Origin of the sequence: Curtobacterium sp. ME-Dv--P-122a (assembly GCF_030209645.1) — a bacterium.
GTDB lineage: Bacteria > Actinomycetota > Actinomycetes > Actinomycetales > Microbacteriaceae > Curtobacterium > Curtobacterium flaccumfaciens.
The window spans coordinates 167,795-191,630 of record NZ_JARVRO010000005.1; the positions used below are offsets into that span (position 1 = coordinate 167,795).

A 23,836-nucleotide genomic window follows, 5' to 3' on the forward strand; every position below is an offset into this window, starting at 1 on the left:
ATGGGGCGTGGGACAGTGTTGTGGAGGGCAGACGAGCGAGAGGAGCACACACATGGCTGATCGGAGTCTCCGCGGCATGCGGCTCGGGAGTCAGAGTCTCCAGAGCGAAGAGGGCGTCGAGCTCTCAGATCGCAAGCGCGCGGTCTACCAGACGGATTCGGGTGAGACGTTCGACATCGTCTTCTCGGCCGATGCTGACGTCCCCCAGACCTGGTCGGAGCCCCGCTCCGGTCGCGAGGGCCGCCTGCTCGGCGACGACGGGATCCCCGTCGAGGTCGCCGAAGAGGACGTGAAGGCACCCCGCACCCACTGGGACATGCTGCTCGAGCGCCGCTCGCGCGAGGAACTCGAGGAGCTCCTCGAAGAGCGCCTGCAGGTCCTCCGCGCACGACGCGGCGCCTGACACCACCGAACACACGACGACGCCCGCCCCGGTTCCCCGGGGCGGGCGTCGTCGTTCGTTGGTGCCGGAGCGTCAGCGCCGACCGGAGCCGTCGCTGGTGCGGTGACCAGAGGCATCGTCGCCCGGCGTGGGCGGAGTGTCGGCGACCTGTTCAGCGGTCGCGTCGTCGGCCGCCGCGAGGTGTGCGTCGACACTGCGGTTCGACTCGGCCAGGCGTGCGTCGAGGTCGGACTCGGGAACGATGTCCGCGGCGGTGGCGTCCGCACGCGGCATCGTGGTGTCCGCGGCTGCGGTGTTCGCCAGGCTCTCGTTCGCGAGCTTCGAGATCCGGGACAGGAAGTCCGTGCCTCCGGCGCCGCCTGCGACCGGACCAGCGCCGCCACCACGGCTGGCGCTGAAGCCCTTCGCGATGCCGGACAGTGCCTCGGTGAACTCGCTCGGGATCATCCAGAGCTTGTTCGACGTGCCCTCGGCGATCTTCGGCAGGGTCTGCAGGTACTGGTAGGACAGCAGCTTCTCGTCCGGGTCACCGGTGTGGATGGCCTCGAACACGGTCGCGATGGCCTGGGCTTCACCCTCGGCACGGAGCACCTGTGCCTTGGCGTCACCCTCGGCGGCCAGGATCGCTGCCTGTCGCTGTCCCTCGGCCTCGAGGATCTGGGACTGCTTGGTGCCCTCGGCCTGGAGGATCGCGGCACGTCGGCTGCGCTCGGCACGGAGCTGCTGCTCCATGGCGTCCTGGATGGACACGGGCGGCTCGATCGCCTTGAGCTCGACTCGGCCGACGCGGATGCCCCACTTGCCCGTGGCTTCGTCGAGGACGACGCGGAGCTGGCCGTTGATGTTGTCGCGGCTGGTCAGTGCCTCTTCGAGGTTCAGGCCACCAACGACGTTGCGGAGCGTGGTGGTGGTGAGCTGCTCGACGGCGCCGAGGTAGTTCGCGATCTCGTACGTCGCGGCACGGGCGTCGGTCACCTGGAAGTAGACGACGGTGTCGATCGAGACGACCAGGTTGTCCTCGGTGATCACGGGCTGCGGCGGGAACGAGACGACCTGCTCACGCATGTCGAGCAGCGGCCGCAGGCGGTCGATGAACGGCACGAGAAGGTTCAAGCCCGGATTGAGGGTCTTGTGGTACTTGCCGAGTCGCTCGACGATGCCCGCGGTGGCCTGCGGGACGATCCGGATCGCCTTCGCCAGGACGACGATCACGAAGATGACGACGACGAGGATGAGCACGAGCAGTGCGATCGTCCCCGGGGAGATGCTGGTCACGAGGTGGCCCTTTCTGCGAGGCGCACGACCGCGGTCGACCCCTCGATCGACTCGACGACCACGGGGGTCCCGAGTGGCGGTGTGCGGTCGACGGAGCCCGCGGCGAACCGCGCGCTCCAGGTCTCGCCGTTGGCCAGGCGCACCTGACCAGGACTGGAGGAGGTGAAGGCGACCGCGACCGTGCCGGCGAGCCCGATGAGCCCCTCGACGTTGGTGCGGTGCGGGTCGGCCCCGCGGCCGAGCGCCACGAGCAGGCGCGGTCGGACGAGCGACAGCAGCACGAGTGCGGCCACCGCGGCGACGATGGCGGACAGCCACCACGGGGCGCCGAGCAGTGCGGCGATCAACCCGCCGGCGGCACCCGCCGCGAGCATGATGAAGATGAAGTCGAGGGTGAAGATCTCGACCACGCCCAGGAGCAACACCAGGCCGATCCAGACGGTGCTCTGGATCCAATCGATTCCGTTCACGCGATCTCCCTCCCTCGGTCGCGCGCGGCGGCTCGCTGCGTCGCGACAGCCGGTACAACTCCGTTCAACATATCAGGGCCGTCCGACGATCGTGCAGGCGATTGGTAGGCTCGGTGCGCCCGACCGCCCGGAACCAGACCTGGAGAACACGACTGTGAGCAACCCCCTCGCCCCCGGATCCCTCACCGACAAGCGCGCCGTCGTCACCGGTTCGTCCCGTGGCATCGGCGCCGACACCGTCGGGTACCTCGCCGAGGCCGGGGCGAAGGTCGTCGTGAACTACCGCAACAAGGCCAAGCGCGCGGAGCAGATCGCCGAGAAGATCGTCGAGGCGGGCGGCTCTGCCCTTGCCGTCGGCGCCGACCTGACCGAGCACGACTCGGTGCAGGCCCTCGTCGACACCGTCGTCCAGGAGTGGGGCGGCATCGACCTGCTCGTGCTCAACGCGTCGGGCGGCATGGAGTCCGGCGTCGGCGAGGACTACGCGCTCCGCCTGAACCGCGACGCCCAGGTCGACATGCTGCAGACCGCCGTGCCGCACATGCCCGCCGGGTCCCGCGTGGTGTTCGTCACGAGCCACCAGGCGCACTTCGTCGAGACCGCCGAGACGATGGACGAGTACGTCCCGGTCGCCAAGAGCAAGCGTGCCGGAGAACTCGCCCTCCGTGAGTTCATCCCGCAGCTCGAGGCCGCCGGCATCGAGTTCGTCGTCGTCTCCGGCGACATGATCGAGGGCACGATCACCGCGACGCTGCTGAACCGCCTGAACCCCGGCGCGATCGAGGGTCGTCGGCAGGAGGTCGGCAAGCTCTACAGCGTGTCCGAGTTCGCGGCCGAGATCGCCCTCGCCGCCGTCGAGCCGATCCCCGCCGACCACACCAAGCTGGTCGGCGACGTCAGCGGCTTCGTCGGCTAACGTCGGGCGGGTGACCGCCAAGCCCGGCCTGCGCCGCACCTCCCGCATCCTGCTGCTCGACCCCGAGGGCCGCGTGTTCCTGATGGACACGAATTCGCCCTCGTCGGACGGCGCCCACCGCTGGATCACGCCGGGTGGTGGGGTCGACCCGGGGGAGACCCACCGCGACGCCGCGATCCGCGAGCTGCGCGAGGAGACCGGGATCGTCATCGACGAACCCGGCGAACCGGTGTGGTCCTGGGACTTCACGGTCGAGTGGGACCTCGCTGACCACGACCGCGGGCACGCCGAGTTCTACGTCGTCCGCACGCCGGGCTTCGAGCTGTCGGACGCCGAGTGGACCGACGACGAACGCGTCGACATCCTCGCCTCGCGGTGGTGGACCGCCGACGAGCTCGAGGCGACCGACGAGGAGTTCGAACCCGCCGAGCTGCCGGACCTGGTGCGCCGGCACGGCGCCTGAGCACCGCACCGCGGCCTGACGGCCGACCCAGGACCGGACGGGAGGCCCGTGGCGGCCCCGCCACGGGCCTCCCGTCGGTACGCTGACCCGCATGCACACCGATCCGGTCGACGACGACCCCACCGGCGCCGACGCGCACCCTGCCGACCGGCACGGCCGGATCCGGGTACGGGGTGCCCGCGCGAACAACCTGCGCGACGTCGACGTGGACCTGCCGAAGCGGCGGCTCACGGTGTTCACCGGGGTCTCCGGCTCGGGCAAGAGCTCGCTCGTGTTCGGCACCGTCGCCGCCGAGTCGCAGCGGATGATCAACGAGACGTACAGCGCGTTCGTGCAGGGGTTCATGCCCTCGCTCGCGCGCCCGGACGTCGACCTGCTCGACGGCCTGACCACCGCGATCGTCGTCGACCAGGAGCGCATCGGCGCCGACCCGCGCTCCACCGTCGGCACCGCCACGGACGCGAACGCGATGCTGCGCGTGCTGTTCAGCCGACTCGGTCAGCCGCACATCGGGGGGCCGAACGCGTTCTCGTTCAACCTCGCCACCGTGACGGCCGGGGGAGCGATCACGGTGCAGAAGGGTGCGGACGCGAAGGCCCAGAAGGTCTCGTTCACGCGGCTCGGCGGCATGTGCGCGGACTGCGAGGGCCGGGGGCTGGTGAACGACATCGACCTGACGCAGCTGTTCGACGACACGAAGTCGCTCGGGGACGGCGCCCTCACGATCCCCGGGTACGGGACCGACGGGTGGAACGTGCGGCTGTACGCCGAGTCGGGCTACTTCGACCGGGACACCCCCATCCGCGACTTCACCGAGCAGGAGCGGCAGGACTTCCTGTACCGCGAGCCGACGAAGCAGAAGATCGCCGGCATCAACATGACCTACGAGGGGCTCGTGCACCGGGTCCGCCGATCGTTCCTGCAGAAGGACCGCGAGGCGATGCAGCCGCACATCCGGGCCTTCGTCGACCGTGCGGTGACCTTCACGACGTGTCCGGCCTGCGACGGGACCCGGTTGAACGACACCGCCCGCTCGTCGAAGGTCGCGGGCCGCAGCATCGCCGACGTCTGCGCGATGCAGATCACCGACGCCGTCGCCTGTCTGCGGGGTCTGGACGACCCCGGGGTCGGGCCGTTGCTCGAGGGGCTCCGTGACCTGCTCGAGTCCTTCGTCGAGATCGGACTCGGGTACCTGTCGCTCGACCGCCCGACCGGCACGCTGTCCGGGGGAGAGGGGCAGCGCGTGAAGATGGTGAAGCACCTCGGTTCCTCGCTCAGTGACGTCACCTACGTCTTCGACGAGCCGAGCACGGGGCTGCACCCGCACGACATCGAGCGGATGAACGAGCTGCTCGTCCGGCTGCGCGACAAGGGCAACACCGTCCTGGTCGTCGAGCACAAGCCCGAGGTCATCGCGATCGCCGACCACGTCGTCGACCTCGGACCCGGTGCCGGTTCCGGCGGTGGGACGCTCTGCTACCAGGGGTCCGTCGACGGGCTGCGTGCCAGCGGGACCGTGACCGGTCAGCACCTGGACGACCGCGTGACCGTGAAGTCCGAGGTCCGTCGTCCGGACGGGGCGATCGCGATCCGCGGCGCCTCGGCCCACAACCTGCACGACGTCGACGTGGACGTCCCCACCGGGGTGCTCACCGTCGTGACGGGGGTCGCCGGCTCGGGCAAGAGCACGCTCATCCACGGGTCGCTGGCCCGGCGCGACGACGTGGTCGCCATCGACCAGAGCGGCATCCGTGGCTCACGGCGGAGCAACCCGGCGACGTACACCGGTCTGCTCGAGCCGATCAGGAAGGCCTTCGCGAAGGCCAACGGCGTCAAGCCCGCCCTGTTCAGCGCCAACTCCGAGGGTGCCTGCCCGGCGTGCAACGGTGCCGGTGTCGTGTACACCGACCTCGGCATGATGGCGGGCGTCGCGAGCCCCTGCGTCGAGTGCGACGGCAAGCGGTTCGACCAGTCCGTGCTCGGGTACCACCTGGGCGGGAAGGACATCAGCGAGGTGCTCGGCATGTCCGTCGCCGACGCGCTGGCGTTCTTCGCGGCGGGGGAGTCCGCACTGCCGGCGGCCCACACGATCCTCGCCCGGCTCGCCGACGTGGGGCTCGGCTACCTGACGATCGGCCAGCCGCTCACCACGTTGTCAGGGGGAGAGCGGCAGCGGCTCAAGCTCGCGACGCACCTCGGTGACCGGGGCGGCGTGGTGGTGCTCGACGAGCCGACCGCGGGCCTGCACCTGGCCGACGTCGAGCAGCTGCTCGGCCTGCTCGACCGGCTCGTCGACGCCGGCCGGACGGTCGTCGTGATCGAGCACCACCAGGCCGTGATGGCCCACGCCGACTGGATCATCGACCTCGGGCCGGGCGCCGGGCACGACGGCGGACGGATCGTGTTCGAGGGGACACCCGCTGCACTCGTGGCGGCACGGTCGACGCTGACCGGGCAGCACCTGGCGGCGTACGTCGGAGCCTGAGCCGGGGGACAGACTCAGGGGGCGAATCTGGGCATAAGCCGTGTGTGAGGACTACCGTTCTGACTGACGCTCACGATCGGCTCCCCGGCCTGGATCGGCGTCCTGACCAGAAGGAGCTCCACCATGTCCAACCCCGGCAACGCGCCTGCGACCAACAGCGGCAACGGAATCGCCGTCGGCTCGCTCGTCCTCGGCATCGTCGGCGTCGTCTTTGCGTTCCTGTTCTCGATCGTCGGGCTCATCGCCGGCATCATCGGCCTGGTGCTCGGCTTCGTCGCGCGTCGTCGCGCGGTTGGCAGCCGTGGAATGGTGCTCGCCGGCATCGTCCTCAGCGTCATCGCCATCATCGTCGCGATCATCTTCATGATCATCGGCGCGGTCGTCGCGACGCAGATGATCAACAACTGACGTTCATCCGGGTCCTGCCCGCATCGTGAGCAGCAATGGTCGAGTCCAGCGGATGGACTCGACCATTGCTGCTCACCAAACGTCTCGGGCGCCGAGCTTGCAGCTGTTCAGGAACGCGGGCGTACCGTCCGGCGCATGAGCTACAGCCAGCCTGACCCAGCCGAAGAGACCACCCAGAGCGAGTCGCCGGAGCAGCCCGACACCGACCAGGACACCCTGGAGGAACAGGGCGGCGAGCCGGCAGCGCTCGAGATCGACGCCGACGACGTCCCGACGAAGCCCGCCGACTGACGCCGTCGTCATCCAGTGAGCAGAAGAGGTCGAGTCCGAACAGCGGACTCGACCTCTTCTGCTCACGAAGCGTCGTACGGGGCGTCCGCCGGAGCGCCGATAATGCATATTATGTCAACTCAGGCTTATGTCGACTCAGGTGTTCCTGCCCTGCCCGCTCGGCTGACGGGACGCTCGACATCGCTTCCCTAGCGTGGACGCGTGCACGCTCACCGAGATGACCAACGCCGCTCACGAGCTGCGACGCCCCGGGTCCTGCTCGCCGTCGCCCTGTCCGCGTTCCTCGTGCTGATCGGGACGACACCTGCGTCGGCGCACGCAGCACTGACCTCGAGTGATCCGGCGGACGGCGCCACGGTGGCTGCCGACCTTGAGCGAGTGACACTCACCTTCAGCGAGGCGCCGCTGGCCGGACTCGAAGCCGGTCTGCGCATCGAGGTCCGCGACGACGGCGGGACCGACGAGTCCTCCGGAGCGGTGGCCGTCGAAGGCACCTCGATGTCCAAGGCGGTGTCGCTCTCCCCCGGCCCGCACACCCTCGTCTGGCGGTACGTCTCCCCCGACGGCCATCCGATCGAGGGGCAGCTCGCGTTCTCGGTGGAACCAGCCGCATCCCCGACCGTCCCACCCACGACGACCGCGCCCACATCATCCTCGGAACCGACGGCAGCGGCAGCGGGAGCCGCATCGAACACGGGTGCCGGAACGCACCCGCACGGCCACGGCGGCCCGGCACTCCTGTTCGGGGTCGTCGGGATCCTGGCAGTGCTCGTCATCGGCGCGGTCGTGCTCCGCATCCGCCGGGGCGCGGACGCGCGGACCGAGGGCTGACGGGACGCCCGAGCCTCAGAACACCGCGACGGTCATGCCCGACGACGTCGCTGGTCGGTCCATCGCGACGAGCGCCTCGGGCAGGTCGTCGAAGCCGATCGTGCGGCCGATCGTCTCCTCCGGACGCAGCCGTCCGGCCACGACGGCGTCGAGCATCGCGCCGTACTCCCCGACCGCTGCACCGTGGCTGCCGAGCAGTTCGAGTTCGTCCGCGATGACCCGGCCCATCGGGATCGCCGGAGCGGCTTCGTCGTCGAGGAGTAGCCCGACCTGCACGTGCCGGCCGCGCGGACGCAGGGACGCCACGGCTGCGACCGAGGTGGCATGGCTGCCGTAGGCGTCGAGCGAGACGTGCGCTCCGCCACCCGTGTGGGACCGGACCGTGGCGACGGCATCGTCGTCCATCAGCACGGTGCCGGCGCCCAGGGCTGCTGCGCGTTCGAGTGCGGCCGTGGAGACGTCGACGGCGACGACGTGCGCGCCGGCGGCCACGGCGACCATGACCGCGGAGAGCCCGACTCCCCCGCACCCGTAGACCACGACCCACTCCCCTGCGGTGACGCGCCCTCGGGCGTGCAGGGCGTGGAACGCGGTGCCGAATCGGCATCCGAGCGCCGCCGCCACCGCGAATTCCACGGCGTCGGGCAGCGCGACGAGGTTCAGGTCGGCGTGCGGGACGACCAGGGAGTCCGCGTACGAGCCCTGCAGGTCGAACCCGGGCTGCTGCTGGGCGGTGCACACCTGGGTGGCGCCGTCGAGGCACTCGGCGCAGGTCCCGCAGGCGAACACGAACGGGGCCGTGACCCGGTCGCCGATGGTGAAGCGCTGGACGCCCGCCCCGATCGACGCGACGACGCCGGCGAACTCGTGGCCGGGCACGTGCGGCAGCCGGACCGAGTCGTCGTGCCCCTTCCACGCATGCCAGTCACTGCGGCAGACACCGGTGGCAGCCACCCGGACGACGACCCCGTGCTCGGGTGCGACCGGTTCCGGCAGGCCGACGATCGAGGGGACGGAACCGAACTGGGCGTACTGGACGGCGCGCATGCGGCCATCCTGGCAGACGCCGGACGAAGGGCGACTGACGCCCGACCCGGGCCAGCGCGCCCGACCGCCCGACGCGACCCGTGCGCCGGGGTCCCCACGGGCCTCCAGGCCGACGGGGACCCGACCACCCGACCACGCGAGCGGTCCACCGCACCCCGATCGGCCGTTGCGCCCCAGGCGCATCCGCCGGTTGACTCGTCACGTGACCGATCTGCGCTTCTCCGTCGACCCCGAAGACCTCGACGTCGCCCGCGTGCACCGCTGGCTCAGCGAGGAGTCGTACTGGGCCCGCGGTCGTGACCGGGCGACGCAGGAGGCGATCATCGCCGGCTCCCGGAACTTCGGCGTGTACGACGCGACGACCGGCGAGCAGCTCGGCTACGCGCGGGTGATCACCGACGGCGTGACGTTCGGGTGGCTCGCCGACGTGTTCGTGGACCCCGACGCCCGGGGCCGCGGCGTCGGGGTCGCACTCGTGCGCGGCGTGACCGAGGCGGTCGAGCCGCTCGGCCTGAAGCGCTTCGCCCTGTTCACCGCGGACGCCCACGGGCTGTACGAGCGGTTCGGGTTCCGCCCGCTGCCCGATCCGGACGGCTGGATGATGCGTCCCGGGCCGGGGTTCGGCGCCGACGTGCACGACTGACGGGGCCCGGGCGCACACGCAGCGCTGCCCCTCAGTACTCGATGCGGCCCTCGCGGTTGTGGAACTCCCCCGTCGGCCCGTCGGTGCCGATCGTCGCGAGCATGACCGTGGCGTCGGTGCCCTCGGTGATCGTCTGGTGTCCGCCGAACCCGTTGAACTCCGTCGCGGTGTAGCCAGGGTCGCTCGCGTTCACCCGGAATCCGGGCAGGTTCTTCGCGTACTGCACGGTCAACGCGATCACGGCCGCCTTCGACGCCGCGTACGGCACCGCCGGCACCCCGTACTCGTCGTGTCCCGGTGTCGTCAGCCAGCGCGGGAACCCCACCCCCGACGAGACGTTCACGATGACGGGTGCCGCCGAACGTCGCAGCAGGGGCAGCGCGGCCTGGGTCACCCGGACGATGCCGGTGACGTTGGTGTCGAGCACGGTCGCCATCGCGCTCGCGTCGAGGTCGTCGACCCCGAACGAGCTGCCGAGGATCCCGGCGTTGTTCACCAGGACGTCGAGCTCGGGGATGGTCGCGATCGCCGCGTCGATGCTGGTCTGGTCCGTGACGTCCAGCTGCACGACGTGGGCACCGAGCGCGCGGGCGTCGTCGCCGCTCGCCGGGTCGCGCATGCCGGCGTACACGGTGTGGCCGGCTTCGAGCAGTCGGCGTGCGGTCTCGAGTCCGAGGCTGCGGTTGGCCCCGGTGATGAGTGTCGTTGTCATGCGCCCAGCCTGCCCCCGCTGGCCCGGCTCCCCCAGGCACGGTGCGACGGTGGGACCGGCAGTACCAGGACGGACTGGAGGCGCGGGGCGATGATGGTGGACATGAGCGAGTTCGCGAACGTGTTGCGTTCCTGGCGCGACCGGGTGCGTCCCGAGGCGGTCGGCCTGCCGGCCGGCCCCGGCAGACGGACCCCGGGTCTCCGTCGCGAGGAGCTCGCCGCGCTGGCGGGCGTGAGCGTCGACTACGTCGTCCGCCTCGAGCAGGGCCGGGCGACGAACCCGTCGCCGCAGCTGCTCGGTGCCCTCGCGACGGCGCTCCGGCTGTCGTCCGAGGAGCGGGACCACCTGTGCCGGGTGGCCGGTGTCGCCCCGCCGTCGCGTCAGGTGGTACCGCGGCACATCACGCCAGGCGTGCAGCGGCTGGTCGACCGGCTCGGCGACGTCCCGCTCGCGGTGTTCACGGCGACCCACGACATCGTGCTCTGGAACGAGCTGTGGGCCGCGGTGAACGGCGACCCCTCGCGGTACGTCGGGCTCGATCGCAACCTGGTCTGGCGGCACTTCATGCAGGAGCGCGACGGGGTGGACTGGGACGACGAGCACCAGGAGGAGTTCTCGAGCGACCTCGCCGCCGATCTGCGGCAGGCGTACGGGCGCTACCCGGCGGACCGCGACCTGGCGGACCTGGTCGAACGGCTGCTGCGGGAGTCCCCCGAGTTCGCCCGGCGATGGGAGACCGGCCGGATCGCCGAGCACCGTGCGAGCCGCAAGGTCGTGCACACGCCGGTCGGGCCGGTGGAGATCGACTGCGACGTGCTGAGTGTCCCCGGCGGTGACCTGCGGATCGTCGTCTACACGGTCGTCCCGGGCTCCGAGGACGCCGCGAAGCTCGACCTGCTCCGGGTCACCGGCTTGCAGGAGCTCACGCCGCGGTGAACACCAGCGACGCGTTCTGACCGCCGAACCCGAACGAGTTGTTCAACGCCGCACGGAGCGGCGCGGTCCGGGCGGTACCGGAGACGACGTCGAGGTCCACCGCGGGGTCGAGCCGGTCGAGGTTCAGGGTCGGCGGCACGGTCCCGGTCTCGAGCGCCCGCAGGGTCAGGATCGCCTCGACCGCGCCGGCAGCGCCGAACATGTGCCCGATCGCGCTCTTCGGAGCGGTGACCAGCGCGCCGGTCCCCACCGCACGGCTGATGGCGGCCGCCTCGCCGACGTCGCCGACCGGGGTCCCGGTCGCGTGCGCGTTCACGTGGTCGACGTCGGCACCGGTGAGTCCCGCCATCCGGATCGCGGCGCGCATCGCCCGCTCCTGCTCGCTGCCGTCCGCCAGCGGTGCGGTGATGTGGTGCGCGTCCGAGGTGATCCCCCACCCGGCGAGCGTGCCGTGCGACCGCTGACCCCGGGCGGCGGCGTGGTCGGCACGTTCGAGCACGACGATGCCGGCGCCCTCGCCGAGGACGAAGCCGCGGCGGTCGGCGTCGAACGGTCGTGACAGGGTCGTGGGGTCGTCGCCGTCGGGCTTCGCGAGGGCCTGCGACTGGGCGAACGACGCCATCGTCACCGGGGTGACGGCGGCCTCGGTGCCGCCGGTGATGACGACGTCGGCCTCACCGGTGGCGATGAGTCGCGCGGCGGTGGCGATGGCCTCCGCGCCGGAGGCACATGCCGACACCGTGGTGTAAGCACCGCCCCGCGCCCCGTACGCGATGCTGATCTGCGCGGCGGCACCGTTCGCCATGAGCATCGGCACCGTGCGCGGTGAGACCCGCCGGGCACCGGACGCGCCGAGCACGTCGTGGGCGTCGAGGAGCGTCTCCACTCCCCCGATCCCGGTGCCGATCACCACGGCGAGGCGGTCGCCCTCCACCGCGGGGGCACCGGCGTCGGCCCAGGCCTCGTCCGCGGCGACGAGCGCCAGCTGCTGACTGCGGTCCAGGCGATTGGCACGGACCCGCCCGAGTGCCCCCTCGGCGTCGAGTGCGGCATCGGCCCCGACCCGGATCGGCACCTGTTCCCAGAGCGCTCCGTCGCGGTGCAGGGCGCGGACGCCGGAGCGACCGGCCACCAGGGCGTCCCAGAGCGGCGCGACGCCGTGGCCGAAGGGTGAGACCGCGCCGAAGCCGGTGATGACGATGTCCACGGGAACTCCTCTTGTACGTTGAACAAGTTGAGTTGTACCACGTACAATTCCGACATGGCAACCACGGTGGACGGCTCCGGCACGGCACGCGGCGCGGCGACACGGGCGAGGATCCTCGCCGCGACGGCCGGACTGCTCAGCGCGGGCGCTCGGAGCGTCACCGTCAGCGAGGTCGCCCGGGCCGCGGGTGTCTACCCGAACCAGATCACGCACCACTACGGCTCGAAGGACCGCCTGGTGCTCGACGCCGCGTTCGCGCTGTTCCTCCGCGACACCGCGCGACTGCAGGCGGCCGGCCGGCGCGCCCGCTCGCCGGAGTCGTTCCGACAGGTCCTCGCCCGCACCGCCCTCGCGATGCCGTCGACCCCGCTCGTGGTCCGCGCGCTCGGGGCAGCCGGGGACGACCCGGCGCAGCGTGAGCGCGTGCGGCTGCTGCTGGCCGTGCTGTTCCGGCAGTCCGAGCGCTACCTGGAGCGCGTCGTGGACGACCAGGGCTGGACGAGCCCCAGCGGCGTCGCCCGGGACGCCCGCACGTTCTGGAGCGCCGTGTTCGGCGCCACCCTGCTCGCGGACGCCGGGGTCACCGGCGGCCCCTCGGACCTCGACCTGGCGGGGACGATCTCGATCCGTTGACCGGGGCGAGCACCGCCGCCGGGGTCTCCCCCGGCGGCACTGTCACTCGCCGAAGCCGGACCGGACCAGTTCCACCAGGGCGTCGACCGCGGCCCGGGCGTCCTGCCCGGTCGCGTCGATCGACACCGTCGCACCCTTCGGCAGCGCCAGGGCCATGATCGCCAGCAGGCTCTTCGCGTCCACGCCGTTGACGTGCACGCTCGCGTCGTACTTCGCCGCCGTCTTCACGAACTCCGCGGCGGGCCGGGCGTGCAGCCCGGTCTCGTTCACCAGCTCGACCGACGCGCTGACGCGGTCGGAGCCGGCCGCGTCGTCGACGGGGGCAGCCCCGTCGGCCGGCCCCGTGCCCCCAGGCTGGTCACCGGACGGACGGGAGGCGGTGCTCGCGTCCGCCTCGGAACCCGCGGCCGATGCCGCCGCGGCCAGCACCGCATCGGCGTCACCGCCCGTCTGGGCGGCGACCGCAGCGGCCACCGCTCCCTCGACCAACGGGGCCTGCGACACGTGGACGCGGGCACGGACGTCGTCGTCCAGGAAGTCGAGCGCGGTGTCGGTCGTCAGGTAGGCGGAGCCGAGGTCGCACAGCACCACGACGGCGTCCGCCTGGGCGAGTTCCTCGATGCCGGCGGTGATCGCCTCGAACGAGGTGCCGATGCCACCGTCGTCCGTGCCGCCCGCGGCGACGAGCGGCACGTCCGCGGCCATCTGCCGTGCGAGCTCGACCGTGCCCGTCGCGATCGCCGCGCTGTGCGAGACGACCAGGATGCCGACGGTCACGCTGCGTCCACCGCTGCGCGCAGGATGTACGCGGTCGACTGCGCACCGGGATCGCGGTACCCGATCGCGCGGTCGCCCAGGTAGCTCGCACGGCCCTTGTGGGCGACGAGCGGCTCGGTGTCCGCCGCACCCTGCGCGGCGGCGTCGGCTGCTGCGGTGAGCACGGCCTTCGGGTCGTCGCCGGCACCGGCGGCCGCTGCTGCGGCGTCGACCGCGGGGCTCCACGCGTCGACCATCGTCTTGTCGCCGACCGCGGCCTTGCCGCGGGAGACGACCCCGTCGCGGGCGGCGGTGAGGACGGCGACGAGGGTGTCCGCGTCGAGTTCGGCCGCGTCACCGGCGGCCTGCGCCGCCTTCAGGTAGGCGGTGCCGAAGAGCGGGCCGGCCGCCCCGCCCACGGTCGAGATGAGCTTCGTCGCGACGGTCTTGAGCACGGCACCCGGGGTGTCGAAGGACCCGGAGTCGACGGCCTCGAGCACGGCCCGGAACCCGCGGTCGAGGTTCTCGCCGTGGTCGCCGTCCCCGATCTCACGGTCGAGCGTCACGAGCTCGGCGCGGTGTTCGTCGATCGTCGCGGCGGTGCGACGGACCCATTCGATGGCCCATGCGGTGTCGAGCGCCAATGCGGTTCCCTTCGTGTGTGTCCGGCCCGGTGGGGCCCGGTGTCGTGGTCCGGTGGTCGAGCGGCCGTGGTCGGTCGCGCTTGCCGTTGCAGTTGCGGTCGCGGCCGTGGTCGCGGTCGGTCAGCGTCCCCAGCGCAGGGCCGGGGTCTCCACCGGGGCGTCCCAGAGGGCCGTGAGTTCGTCGTCGAGCACCGTGACGGTGAGCGAGAACCCCTGCATCTCGAGGGACGTGACGTAGTCGCCGACCAAACTACGCGTGACCTGGTGGCCGCGGTCCGAGAGGACCTCGGCGGCGCGTCGGTAGGCGATGTAGAGCTCGGACAGCGGGGTGCCGCCCATCCCGTTCACCAGGAGCAGCAGCGACGACCCGGCCGGGGCGTCCAGGTCGGTCAGGATCGGTTCGAGCACGCGGTCGACCAGCTCGTCCGCCGGTGCCATCGCGATCCGCTCGCGGCCCGGCTCGCCGTGGATGCCGATGCCGAGCTCGACCTCGTCGTCGGCCAGCACGAACGACGGCTCCCCCGCGTGCGGGACGGTGCCCGATGCCAGCGCGAGCCCCATCGACCGGGTGACGTCGTTGACGTGCCGGGCCACGGCGGCGACCGCGTCCAGGTCGTCCCCGCGCTCGGCGGCGGCGCCGGCGCACTTCTCCACCACGACGGTCCCGGCGACGCCGCGACGTCCGGCGGTGAACAGGGAGTCCTGCACCGCGACGTCGTCGTCCACCACGACCGACTCGACGCGGACGTCGTCCATCGTCGCGAGCTCTGCCGCCGTCTCGAAGTTGAGCACGTCGCCGGTGTAGTTCTTCACGATGTGCAGCACGCCCGCACCGCCGTCGACGGCCTTCGTCGCGGCGACGATCGGGTCGGGCGTCGGGCTCGTGAACACCGGGCCGGGCACGGCAGCGTCGAGCATGCCGTACCCGACGAAGCCGGCGTGCAGCGGCTCGTGGCCGCTGCCACCGCCGCTGACGATCCCGACCTTGCCGGCGACGGGTGCGTCAGCGCGGTGCAGGTGGATCGGGTCCTCGACCAGGACGACGTGTCCGGCGTGTGCCCGGGCGAAGCCCCGGACGGTCTCCTCGACCACGGCCTGCGGGTCGTTGATGAGCTTCTTCATGCGGTGCCTCCACGGGTACGGGGTCGAACCGTGGCGGTCACACCGCGCGTCGTCGACCGGAGTGCGCCCAATCTACATCGACGGCACGGGCAGCCGTCCGCTCCCGATGCACGTTCGTGCAGTGCGCCGAGGACGCGTCACCGGCTCGGGATCGTGCTGGGGACACTCGTCCTGCACGTTCGTGCACGATGCCGCACTTCGCTCAGGAATTCATCGCCCGGCCGTGAGCGTCGTCACTATGGTTGGCCTCAATCACTCAACGGGGAGTGCGGCGCAGCACGGCCGGACCCCCACCTCACGCACTGGAGGTCACCGATGGACGACATCGGCGTCAAGTTCCTGTCCGAGCTCGTCGGTACGGCGATGCTCATCATCCTGGGTGGCGGCGTCGTCGCCGCCGTCTCGCTGGCGAAGTCGAAGGGCTTCGGAGCCGGGTTCCTCATGGTCACGATCGGCTGGGGCTTCGCGGTCTTCGCCGGTGTCACCGTGTCCTACAAGTCCGGCGGACAGCTCAACCCCGCGGTGAGCCTCGCGCAGGCGATCCTCGGCAACATCACCGTCGGCGAGATGTTCCTCTACTGGCTCGCCCAGCTGATCGGCGCGATCATCGGTGCGGTCATCGTCTGGCTCGCCTACAAGCAGCACTTCGACGAGGAGCCCGACGCGGCCGCCAAGCTCGGCGTCTTCTCGACCGGCCCCGCCATCCGGTCGTACGGCTGGAACCTCGTCACCGAGATCATCGGCACCTTCGTGCTGGTCTTCGTCGTCATCGCGTTCTCGAACGGTCAGACGCCGGCATCGCTCGGTGCGATCCCCGTCGCCTTCCTCGTGATCGCGATCGGTGTCAGCCTCGGTGGCCCCACCGGCTACGCCATCAACCCGGCCCGTGACCTCGGCCCCCGCATCGCGCACGCCTTCCTGCCCATCAAGGGCAAGGGCTCGAGCGACTGGGCCTACGCCTGGGTGCCGGTCGTCGGACCGCTGATCGGTGGCGCCCTCGCCGCCGGGCTGTCCTACGCCCTGCTGCCCATCGTCAGCTGACCCACCCCCACCCCGAAGGCGTGGACGGCCGTTCCGCACGACCGAACACGCACCCGCACCGAACACACCCGTAAGGAGCACCAATGGCCGACTACATCGTCGCCATCGACCAGGGCACGACCTCGACCCGAGCAATCGTGTTCGACCACTCCGGTTCGATCATCTCGACCGGGCAGAAGGAACACGAGCAGATCTTCCCGCGCGCCGGGTGGGTCGAGCACGACCCCGCCGAGATCTGGGACAACACCCGCGAGGTGATCGGTCAGGCACTGTCGCGTGCCGACATCACGCGCCACGACGTCGCAGCCGTCGGTATCACCAACCAGCGCGAGACCGCCGTCGTGTGGGACAAGACCACCGGCAAGCCGATCTACAACGCGATCGTCTGGCAGGACACCCGCACGCAGGCGCTCGTCGACAAGCTCGCCGACGGCGACACCGACAAGTACAAGGCCATCGTCGGCCTGCCGCTCGCGACCTACTTCGCCGGCACCAAGATCATGTGGATCCTCGAGAACGTCGAGGGTGCTCGTGAGAAGGCCGAGGCGGGCGACCTGCTCTTCGGTACCACCGACACCTGGGTCCTCTGGAACCTGACCGGTGGCATCGACGGCGGTGTGCACAAGACCGACGTCACGAACGCGTCCCGCACGCTGTTCATGGACCTCGAGACGCTGCAGTGGCGCGACGACATCCTCGCCGACTTCGGTGTCCCGAAGTCGATGCTCCCCGAGATCGTCAGCTCCTCCGAGGTCTACGGCCACGTCGAGTCCTCGAGCCTGCTGCGCGAGGTCCCGATCGCCGGCATCCTCGGCGACCAGCAGGCCGCGACCTTCGGTCAGGCCGCGTTCGACCAGGGCGAGTCGAAGAACACCTACGGCACCGGCAACTTCCTGATCTTCAACACCGGTACCGAGATCGTCCGCTCCGAGAACGGCCTGCTCACCACCGTCGGCTACAAGCTCGGCGACCAGGAGACGCACTACGCCCTCGAGGGGTCGATCGCCGTCACGGGCTCGCTCATCCAGTGGCTCCGCGACAACCTCGGTCTGATCGGCAGCGCCCCGGAGGTCGAGGCCCTGGCCAAGACGGTCGAGGACAACGGTGGCGTGTACTTCGTGCCGGCGTTCTCCGGGCTCTTCGCGCCGTACTGGCGTCCCGATGCCCGCGGTGCGATCGTCGGCCTCACCCGCTTCGTCAACAAGGGGCACATCGCGCGTGCCGCTCTCGAGGCGACGGCGCTGCAGACCCGCGAGGTCCTCGACGCGGTCAACGCCGACTCCGGCGTGGACCTGACCGAGCTCAAGGTCGACGGCGGCATGACCGCGAACAGCGAGCTCATGCAGTTCCAGGCCGACATGCTCAACGTGCCGGTCGTCCGTCCGGTCGTCGCGGAGACGACGGCGCTCGGCGCGGCCTACGCCGCCGGTCTCGCGGTCGGCTTCTGGGCCAACCTCGACGAGCTCCGTGCCAACTGGCAGGAGGACAAGCGCTGGGAGCCCCAGCTCGACGCCGCCGAGCGCGAGCGCACGCTCCGCCTGTGGAAGAAGGCCGTCACGAAGACCTTCGACTGGGTCGACGAGGACGTGCAGTAACGAAGCACGGGCACGCTGACCGCGTGCACTGAACGCACCGACGGGAGGCCCGGTGCCGGTTCCATGAACCGGCACCGGGCCTCCTGTGCGTCGCGTCTCCTGCGCGTCGGTCGCGGTCGGCCAGTCGGTTGGTTGCGGGGTGGGTGCCGGCACCGCACGGTGCGGGCTTGTTCACGGGTGCAGCGATGACTGCCCGGTGCGCGCCCATGGGGCCGCACCGAGCCGTCAGGCTGGCACCGGCTGACGCACTGCGCACGGTGCGGCTCGCGCGGATGCGGCACGGGATCGCGGACCGCGCACGGTGCGGACTGGAGGCGCCGGGCGGGCCCGCCACGGGCCTCCCGTCCGGCACGGGGTTGCCGACACGGCACGGTGCGGGCTTGTTCTCCGGGTGCAGGGGTGACCGCCCGGTGCGCGCCCATGGGGCCGCACCGAACCGTCAGGCCCGCGCCGGGTGACGCACCGCGCACGGTGCGCGGGGCGGCATGGACTACGCGGCGGGCGCTGCGCCGACCCAATCAGCCAGTTTGCGCGCACCGGCGCCCGAGTCGACCGCCTCGGCGGCGACGACCAGCTGCTCGCGGAAGCGCTGCAGGATCGGCCGGTCGGACTCGTTCGGGTCCTGTGCCAGCCGGAACGACACGAGGCCGGCCGCGGCGTTCAGCAGGACGATGTCGCGGACGGGTCCGGTCTCCCCCGCGAGCACCCGGTGGACGACACCTGCGTTGTGCTCGGGGTCGCCGCCGAGCAGGTCCTCCGTGCGTGCCCGGGCGATGCCGAGGTCCCGCGGGTCGAGGTCGTGCTCGGTCACGCGGCCGCCCGTGACCTCCCAGATGTGGCTGTGCCCGGTGGTGGTCAGTTCGTCGAGTCCGTCGTCGCCGCGGAACACGAGGGCGGTCGCTCCGCGCGTCTGGAACACACCCGTGATGATCGGGACGAGGTCGAGCTGGGCGACCCCCACGGCGTTGGCCTCGCACCGTGCGGGGTTGACGAGCGGGCCGAGGAAGTTGAACACCGTCGGCACGCCGATCTCGCGCCGGACCGGGCCTGCGTGAGCGAAACCGGGGTGGAACGCGTTGGCGAAGGCGAAGGTCAGGCCGACACGCCGGAAGGTGTCCGCGACACGCGCGGCGTCCATCGTGAGATCGAGTCCGAGGGCGGCGAGCACGTCGCTCGAGCCGGACTTCGACGAGCTGGCCTTGTTGCCGTGCTTGACGACGGGGACCCCGGCGGCGGCGATCACGATGGCCGCCATCGTCGAGATGTTCACGGTGCCGACCACGTCGCCGCCGGTCCCCACGATGTCGAGCGCCATCGGGTCGACGTCGAGCGGAACCGCGGCGTCCAGGATCGCGTCGCGGAACCCGACGACCTCGTCGACGGTCTCGCCCTTCGCGCGGAGCGTCACGGCGAAGGCGGCGATCTGTGCCTGGGTGGCGCGCCCGTGCACGATCTCCTCCATGGCCCATGTGGATTGCCTGATCGTCAGGTCCTCGCGCGCCATGAGCGCGCTGATCACTGCTGGCCAAGAAAGTGCGTCAGGCATGGCTCGATCGTAGTGAATTCGAGAGACCCGCCAGTCTCCTGCGAAAACACTGTCGGGGGTTTCGGCCATAATGGAGGACGTGACTAGCACCTCTCTCTCCAGATCAGCCAGCGGTCCGGCCCTCAACAGGCCGAACGCCGTGGCCGTGGGGACGATCGTGTGGCTGGGCAGCGAGGTCATGTTCTTCGCCGGCCTGTTCGCGATCTACTTCACGCTCCGCAGCACGTCCCCTGAGCTCTGGGCGACCGAGACCGCGAAGCTCGAGGTGCCCTTCGCCTCCGTGAACACGATCATCCTGGTGCTGTCCAGCTTCGCCTGCCAGTTCGCCGTGTTCGCCGCGGAGCGCTTCCAGGTGCACCGGACGAGCTGGAACCCGCGCCACTGGGGCATGACGGAGTGGTTCTTCGTCACCTACGCGATGGGTGCGATCTTCGTCTGCGGCCAGATCTTCGAGTACGCCAACCTCTGGCACGAGGGCGTGACGCTCTCCTCCAGTGCCTACGGCTCGGCGTTCTACATGACCACCGGGTTCCACGGGCTCCACGTGACCGGTGGCCTCATCGCCTTCCTGCTGACGCTCGGCCGCGGTTTCGCCGCCAAGAACTTCGGCCACAAGGAAGCGACCACCGCCATCGTCGTGTCGTACTACTGGCACTTCGTCGACGTCGTGTGGATCTTCCTCTTCGCCGTCATCTACCTTCTCAAGTAGGAACTGGACACCCCCCAGCACATGTTCAACAGAACCAAGTCCAAGAAGGGCCGCCGTTCACCGATGGCGACCGTGTCGCTCATCGTCGTGGGTCTCATGACCACCGGTGGCGCGTACGCACTGTTCAGCTCCACGGCGAACGCCGACGACAGCACGAACACCGTCGCCGCCTCGAGCCAGTCGCAGGTGAACGAGGGCGAGAAGCTCTTCGCCTCGAACTGCGCCACCTGCCATGGACTCTCCGCGCAGGGCACGAGCGAGGGCCCGTCCCTCATCGGTGTCGGCGCCGCGTCGGTCGACTTCCAGGTCGGCACCGGCCGCATGCCGATGGCTGCTCAGGGCCCGCAGGCCGAAGAGAAGCCCGCGCAGTTCACGGACGAGCAGGTCGACGCACTCGCGCAGTACGTCGCCTCCCTCGGCCCCGGCCCGTCGGTCCCCTCCACCGAGCTCACCAACGGTGAGGACGGCGACGCTGCTGAAGGCGCCGAGCTGTTCCGCATCAACTGCGCCATGTGCCACAACGTGGCCGGTGCCGGCGGTGCGCTGACCGAGGGCAAGTACGCCCCGAACCTCGAGACGGTCTCCGGCAAGCACATCTACGAGGCCATGCTCACCGGCCCGCAGAACATGCCGGTCTTCAACGACCTGAACCTGACGCCGGAGCAGAAGGCCGACATCATCACGTACCTCAAGTACGTGCAGGACAACAAGTCCCCCGGTGGCTTCGCACTCGGCTCCCTGGGGCCGGTCGCCGAGGGTCTGTTCATCTGGATCTTCGGACTCGGCGCGGTCGTCGCGATGACCGTCTGGCTGACCGCGAAGTCCAACTGATCGTCCGTGTCGAACGACACTGAAGGGAACACCATGGCAGAGCACGACGACGAGACGCTGAACTCGTCCTCGGCTGTCGAGAAGCACGGCACGACCACCTCCCCCGGGATCGCGGTCCTCCCCGTCGACCCGTTCGAGAACCCGGGCGAGCCGCCGCACCGCCCGCGTCGCACCGACGTCGACCCGAAGAAGCAGCGCCTGGCCGAGCGCCAGGTCGCCGCGTACTTCTACCTGTCGATCGTCGGCAGCGTCCTGTCGATCGCGGCGTACGTCGCCTTCCCGATCGACCCGAGCGACTTCGGGACGGTCCGCACCGCGAACCTCTTCCTGGGCCTGTCGATCGCCCTCGCGCTCCTCGCCCTCGGCCTCGGCGCCGTCTACTGGTCGAAGTCGCTCGTCGTCGACCGCGAGATCACCGAGCTCCGCCACGGCACCCGCGGCACCGACGCGACCCGCGCCAAGGCGGTCGAGGCGTTCCAGCTCGCCGACAAGGAGTCGGGCTTCAGCCGTCGCAAGCTGATCCGCAACTCGATGATCGGTGCCCTGGCCGCGTTCCCGCTCCCCGGCATCGTCCTCGTCCGTGACCTCGCTCCGGCTGAGGACCCCAACGAGCTGCTCCGCCACACCTTCTGGAAGCAGGGCCTGCGCCTGACGAAGGACCCGACGGGTCTGCCGATCAAGGCCTCCGACGTCACCATCGGTTCGGTGTTCCACGTCATCCCAGAGGGCATGCTCGAGTCCGAGCACATGCTGGAAGAGAAGGCCAAGGCCTCCGTCCTCCTCATGCGTCTCGACCCGAAGGACCTCAACCCGTCCAAGGGCCACGAGAACTGGGGCTACGACGGCATCGTCGCGTACTCCAAGATCTGCACCCACGTCGGTTGCCCCGTCGCGCTCTACGAACAGCAGACGCACCACCTGCTGTGCCCGTGCCACCAGTCCACCTTCGATGTCTCGAACAACTGCGAGGTCATCTTCGGTCCGGCAGCACGCCCCCTCCCCCAACTTCCGATCGCGATCGACGACGACGGCTACCTGGTTGCCCAGAGCGACTTCCACGAGCCGGTCGGACCGTCCTTCTGGGAGCGTGAACGCTGATGACCAGCACCACCACCACCGCACCGAACACGTCGACGAACAAGCCGGCGCCGGAGCGCGGATCCCGCATCATCGGCGGGGTCGCCAACTACATCGACGAGCGCACCAGCATCTCGGGCCTCGTCAAGGAAGTCGGCCGCAAGATCTTCCCGGACCACTGGAGCTTCATGCTCGGCGAGGTGGCGCTGTACAGCTTCGTCGTCGTGCTGCTCTCCGGGACCTTCCTGACGTTCTTCTTCCAGGCGTCCATGACCGAGGTCGTCTACAACGGCTCGTACGTCCCGCTCAAGGGCGTGGCGATGTCGACGGCCCTGCAGTCCACGCTCGACATCTCGTTCGACATCCGCGGCGGGCTCTTCGTCCGCCAGGTCCACCACTGGGCAGCCCTGCTGTTCGTGGCGTCGATCATGCTGCACATGGCCCGCGTGTTCTTCACCGGTGCCTTCCGCAAGCCGCGTGAGCTCAACTGGGTCTTCGGCTTCCTGCTCTGGGTCCTCGCCATGGCCGAGGGCTTCACCGGCTACTCGCTCCCCGACGACCTGCTCTCCGGAAACGGTCTGCGCATCATCGTCGGCATGATCGAGGGTGTCCCGGTCATCGGAGTCTGGATCGCCTACCTGCTGTTCGGTGGCGAGTTCCCGGGGACCGACATCGTCGGCCGCCTGTACACGCTGCACATCCTGCTGCTGCCGGCGATCCTCGTCGCGGTGCTCGGTGTCCACCTCGTGCTCGTCGTGATCAACAAGCACACGCAGTTCGCCGGTCCGGGCAAGACCAACGAGAACGTCGTCGGTGTCCCGATCCTCCCGGCGTTCGCCGCGAAGGCCGGTGGGTTCTTCTTCATCGTCGCGGGCATCCTGGCCCTCATCGCCTCGCTGTTCACGATCAACCCGATCTGGAACTACGGCCCGTACGACCCCTCCCCGGTGTCCGCCGGTACCCAGCCCGACTGGTACATCGGCTTCGCCGACGGTGCGCTCCGACTGGTCCCGCCGCACTGGGAGGTCGTGTGGTTCGGCTACACGGTGTCGTTCAACATCCTGGCGCCGATCGCGGTCCTGGTGCTGCTCATCCTGGCGATCCTGCTCTACCCCTTCATCGAGGCGTGGGTCACGGGCGACAAGCGTGAGCACCACATCCTCGACCGCCCGCGCAACGCCCCGACGCGCACGGCGTTCGGTGCCGCTGGCATCACGCTCTACGCCAGCCTCTGGGCAGCAGCCTCGTCGGACATCATCGCGACGCACTTCCTGGTGTCGATCGAACACGTGATCCACGTGATCCAGGCAACGACGGTCCTCGGTCCGTTCATCGCCTTCTGGATCACGAAGCGTGTCTGCCTCGCCCTCCAGAAGAAGGACCGCGAGATCGTCCTGCACGGCTACGAGTCGGGCCGCATCGTCCGGCTCCCCCACGGCGAGTACATCGAGGTGCACGAGCAGCTCGACGAGTACGAGCGGTGGAAGCTCCTGCAGTTCAACGAGTACAAGCCGCTGATGATCCGCCCGAACGCCAAGGGCAAGATCACGGGTCTGCAGAAGGTCCGTGCCGGCGTCTCCCGCTTCTTCTTCGAAGACCGCATCGAGCCGGTCTCGAAGGCAGAGCTCGAGGCAGCACACGCCGCGCACCACGGCCCGAACCTCGAGGGCGGCCACCAGGCTCCCCAGGTCGGCCCCGGCGATCACTGATCGGTAGCGAACGAAGCAACCCCCGTCACGATGTGGCGGGGGTTTCTTCGTGCACAGGGCAACACGCCGCCCCCAGTTCACGGCTG

The 23,836-nt window shown here is 70.2% G+C and carries 25 protein-coding genes; 16 read left to right on the plus strand and 9 right to left on the minus strand.

Annotated elements, in window-relative coordinates; translation table 11 throughout:
* Window positions 1–52 precede the first annotated feature (52 nt).
* Window positions 53–403, plus strand: a complete 351-nt coding sequence (locus QRN49_RS04445) for an RNA polymerase-binding protein RbpA (protein ID WP_027465636.1) — start codon at window positions 53–55, stop codon at window positions 401–403.
* Window positions 404–475: 72 nt separating this feature from the next.
* On the opposite strand, the gene QRN49_RS04450 is transcribed toward QRN49_RS04445, so the two are convergent.
* Together QRN49_RS04450 and QRN49_RS04455 are read right to left on the minus strand one after the other, a co-directional pair.
* Window positions 476–1,678 (minus strand): SPFH domain-containing protein, encoded by a 1,203-nt coding sequence (locus QRN49_RS04450; RefSeq protein WP_259492550.1) that lies wholly within the window; start codon window positions 1,676–1,678, stop codon window positions 476–478.
* Window positions 1,675–2,148: an NfeD family protein gene (locus QRN49_RS04455; protein WP_110863722.1), complete on the minus strand. Its 474-nt coding sequence runs from the start codon at window positions 2,146–2,148 to the stop codon at window positions 1,675–1,677. Before QRN49_RS04455 ends, QRN49_RS04450 begins: the two co-directional genes overlap by 4 nt.
* A 154-nt stretch (window positions 2,149–2,302) precedes the next feature.
* Here QRN49_RS04455 and QRN49_RS04460 point away from each other — a divergent pair, with 154 nt between their 5' ends.
* From QRN49_RS04460 to QRN49_RS04485, 6 genes are all read left to right on the plus strand, one after another.
* Entirely contained in the window at window positions 2,303–3,064 is a 762-nt protein-coding gene (locus tag QRN49_RS04460; RefSeq protein WP_284754037.1) for an SDR family oxidoreductase, read from the plus strand.
* Between the two features lie 10 nt (window positions 3,065–3,074).
* Window positions 3,075–3,527: an NUDIX hydrolase gene (locus tag QRN49_RS04465; protein WP_110863723.1), complete on the plus strand. Its 453-nt coding sequence runs from the start codon at window positions 3,075–3,077 to the stop codon at window positions 3,525–3,527.
* Between the two features lie 91 nt (window positions 3,528–3,618).
* Window positions 3,619–6,012, plus strand: coding sequence for an ATP-binding cassette domain-containing protein (locus tag QRN49_RS04470; protein WP_284754038.1), 2,394 nt, complete (start codon window positions 3,619–3,621; stop codon window positions 6,010–6,012).
* 123 nt (window positions 6,013–6,135) lie between these two features.
* Window positions 6,136–6,420 (plus strand): DUF4190 domain-containing protein, encoded by a 285-nt coding sequence (locus tag QRN49_RS04475; protein ID WP_111087989.1) that lies wholly within the window; start codon window positions 6,136–6,138, stop codon window positions 6,418–6,420.
* Window positions 6,421–6,555: 135 nt separating this feature from the next.
* Entirely contained in the window at window positions 6,556–6,711 is a 156-nt protein-coding gene (locus QRN49_RS04480; RefSeq protein WP_163343611.1) for a hypothetical protein, read from the plus strand.
* Between the two features lie 201 nt (window positions 6,712–6,912).
* Complete coding sequence (locus QRN49_RS04485; RefSeq protein WP_284754039.1) at window positions 6,913–7,542, plus strand: copper resistance CopC family protein; 630 nt, start codon at window positions 6,913–6,915, stop codon at window positions 7,540–7,542.
* A gap of 15 nt (window positions 7,543–7,557) precedes the next feature.
* Here the strand turns inward: QRN49_RS04485 and QRN49_RS04490 are convergent, their stop codons facing one another.
* Window positions 7,558–8,589 (minus strand): alcohol dehydrogenase catalytic domain-containing protein, encoded by a 1,032-nt coding sequence (locus QRN49_RS04490; RefSeq protein WP_284754040.1) that lies wholly within the window; start codon window positions 8,587–8,589, stop codon window positions 7,558–7,560.
* A 202-nt stretch (window positions 8,590–8,791) separates the two neighbouring features.
* On the opposite strand from QRN49_RS04490, the gene QRN49_RS04495 reads away from it, so the two are divergent.
* Entirely contained in the window at window positions 8,792–9,232 is a 441-nt protein-coding gene (locus tag QRN49_RS04495) for a GNAT family N-acetyltransferase (protein WP_284754041.1), read from the plus strand.
* Between the two features lie 31 nt (window positions 9,233–9,263).
* On the opposite strand, the gene QRN49_RS04500 is transcribed toward QRN49_RS04495, so the two are convergent.
* Complete coding sequence (locus QRN49_RS04500) at window positions 9,264–9,944, minus strand: SDR family NAD(P)-dependent oxidoreductase (protein ID WP_284754042.1); 681 nt, start codon at window positions 9,942–9,944, stop codon at window positions 9,264–9,266.
* A 102-nt stretch (window positions 9,945–10,046) separates the two neighbouring features.
* Between QRN49_RS04500 and QRN49_RS04505 the strand changes: the two genes are divergently transcribed.
* Window positions 10,047–10,880 (plus strand): helix-turn-helix domain-containing protein, encoded by an 834-nt coding sequence (locus QRN49_RS04505; RefSeq protein ID WP_194654322.1) that lies wholly within the window; start codon window positions 10,047–10,049, stop codon window positions 10,878–10,880.
* On the opposite strand, the gene QRN49_RS04510 is transcribed toward QRN49_RS04505, so the two are convergent.
* The gene (locus QRN49_RS04510; RefSeq protein WP_284754043.1) at window positions 10,867–12,087 is read right to left on the minus strand and encodes a beta-ketoacyl-[acyl-carrier-protein] synthase family protein; all 1,221 of its coding nucleotides are present in this window, start codon (window positions 12,085–12,087) and stop codon (window positions 10,867–10,869) included. The two genes, QRN49_RS04505 and QRN49_RS04510, sit on opposite strands and share 14 nt — an antisense overlap.
* A gap of 54 nt (window positions 12,088–12,141) precedes the next feature.
* On the opposite strand from QRN49_RS04510, the gene QRN49_RS04515 reads away from it, so the two are divergent.
* Window positions 12,142–12,720, plus strand: coding sequence for a TetR/AcrR family transcriptional regulator C-terminal domain-containing protein (locus QRN49_RS04515; RefSeq protein WP_284754044.1), 579 nt, complete (start codon window positions 12,142–12,144; stop codon window positions 12,718–12,720).
* Between the two features lie 42 nt (window positions 12,721–12,762).
* Here QRN49_RS04515 and dhaM read toward each other — a convergent pair whose 3' ends face one another.
* From dhaM to dhaK, 3 genes are all read right to left on the minus strand, one after another.
* A complete protein-coding gene (dhaM, locus tag QRN49_RS04520; RefSeq protein WP_284754045.1) occupies window positions 12,763–13,497 on the minus strand; it encodes a dihydroxyacetone kinase phosphoryl donor subunit DhaM in 735 nt (244 codons plus the stop codon).
* Window positions 13,494–14,120, minus strand: a complete 627-nt coding sequence (dhaL, locus tag QRN49_RS04525) for a dihydroxyacetone kinase subunit DhaL (protein ID WP_111024411.1) — start codon at window positions 14,118–14,120, stop codon at window positions 13,494–13,496. Before dhaL ends, dhaM begins: the two co-directional genes overlap by 4 nt.
* Window positions 14,121–14,240: 120 nt before the next feature.
* Window positions 14,241–15,242, minus strand: a complete 1,002-nt coding sequence (gene dhaK, locus QRN49_RS04530; protein WP_284754046.1) for a dihydroxyacetone kinase subunit DhaK — start codon at window positions 15,240–15,242, stop codon at window positions 14,241–14,243.
* Window positions 15,243–15,557: 315 nt separating this feature from the next.
* Here dhaK and QRN49_RS04535 point away from each other — a divergent pair, with 315 nt between their 5' ends.
* Both QRN49_RS04535 and glpK read left to right on the plus strand, forming a co-directional pair.
* Window positions 15,558–16,283: an MIP/aquaporin family protein gene (locus QRN49_RS04535; protein WP_284754047.1), complete on the plus strand. Its 726-nt coding sequence runs from the start codon at window positions 15,558–15,560 to the stop codon at window positions 16,281–16,283.
* 83 nt (window positions 16,284–16,366) lie between these two features.
* On the plus strand, window positions 16,367–17,878 hold the full coding sequence (gene glpK / locus QRN49_RS04540) for a glycerol kinase GlpK (protein WP_071403832.1): 1,512 nt from the start codon (window positions 16,367–16,369) through the stop codon (window positions 17,876–17,878).
* A 490-nt stretch (window positions 17,879–18,368) separates the two neighbouring features.
* On the opposite strand, the gene trpD is transcribed toward glpK, so the two are convergent.
* Window positions 18,369–19,424: an anthranilate phosphoribosyltransferase gene (trpD, locus tag QRN49_RS04545; RefSeq protein ID WP_111030102.1), complete on the minus strand. Its 1,056-nt coding sequence runs from the start codon at window positions 19,422–19,424 to the stop codon at window positions 18,369–18,371.
* A 70-nt stretch (window positions 19,425–19,494) separates the two neighbouring features.
* On the opposite strand from trpD, the gene ctaE reads away from it, so the two are divergent.
* The 4 genes from ctaE to qcrB are packed head-to-tail and all read left to right on the plus strand — an operon-like array spanning window position 19,495 to window position 23,750.
* Window positions 19,495–20,133 carry an aa3-type cytochrome oxidase subunit III gene (gene ctaE, locus QRN49_RS04550; protein WP_027465617.1) on the plus strand — a complete coding sequence of 213 codons (639 nt, stop codon included), beginning with the start codon at window positions 19,495–19,497 and terminating at the stop codon, window positions 20,131–20,133.
* 21 nt (window positions 20,134–20,154) lie between these two features.
* Window positions 20,155–20,964: a cytochrome bc1 complex diheme cytochrome c subunit gene (gene qcrC, locus QRN49_RS04555; RefSeq protein ID WP_071403834.1), complete on the plus strand. Its 810-nt coding sequence runs from the start codon at window positions 20,155–20,157 to the stop codon at window positions 20,962–20,964.
* Between the two features lie 33 nt (window positions 20,965–20,997).
* The gene (qcrA, locus tag QRN49_RS04560; protein ID WP_027465615.1) at window positions 20,998–22,062 is read left to right on the plus strand and encodes a cytochrome bc1 complex Rieske iron-sulfur subunit; all 1,065 of its coding nucleotides are present in this window, start codon (window positions 20,998–21,000) and stop codon (window positions 22,060–22,062) included.
* The gene (gene qcrB / locus QRN49_RS04565; protein ID WP_071403835.1) at window positions 22,062–23,750 is read left to right on the plus strand and encodes a cytochrome bc1 complex cytochrome b subunit; all 1,689 of its coding nucleotides are present in this window, start codon (window positions 22,062–22,064) and stop codon (window positions 23,748–23,750) included. Before qcrA ends, qcrB begins: the two co-directional genes overlap by 1 nt.
* Window positions 23,751–23,836 lie beyond the last annotated feature (86 nt).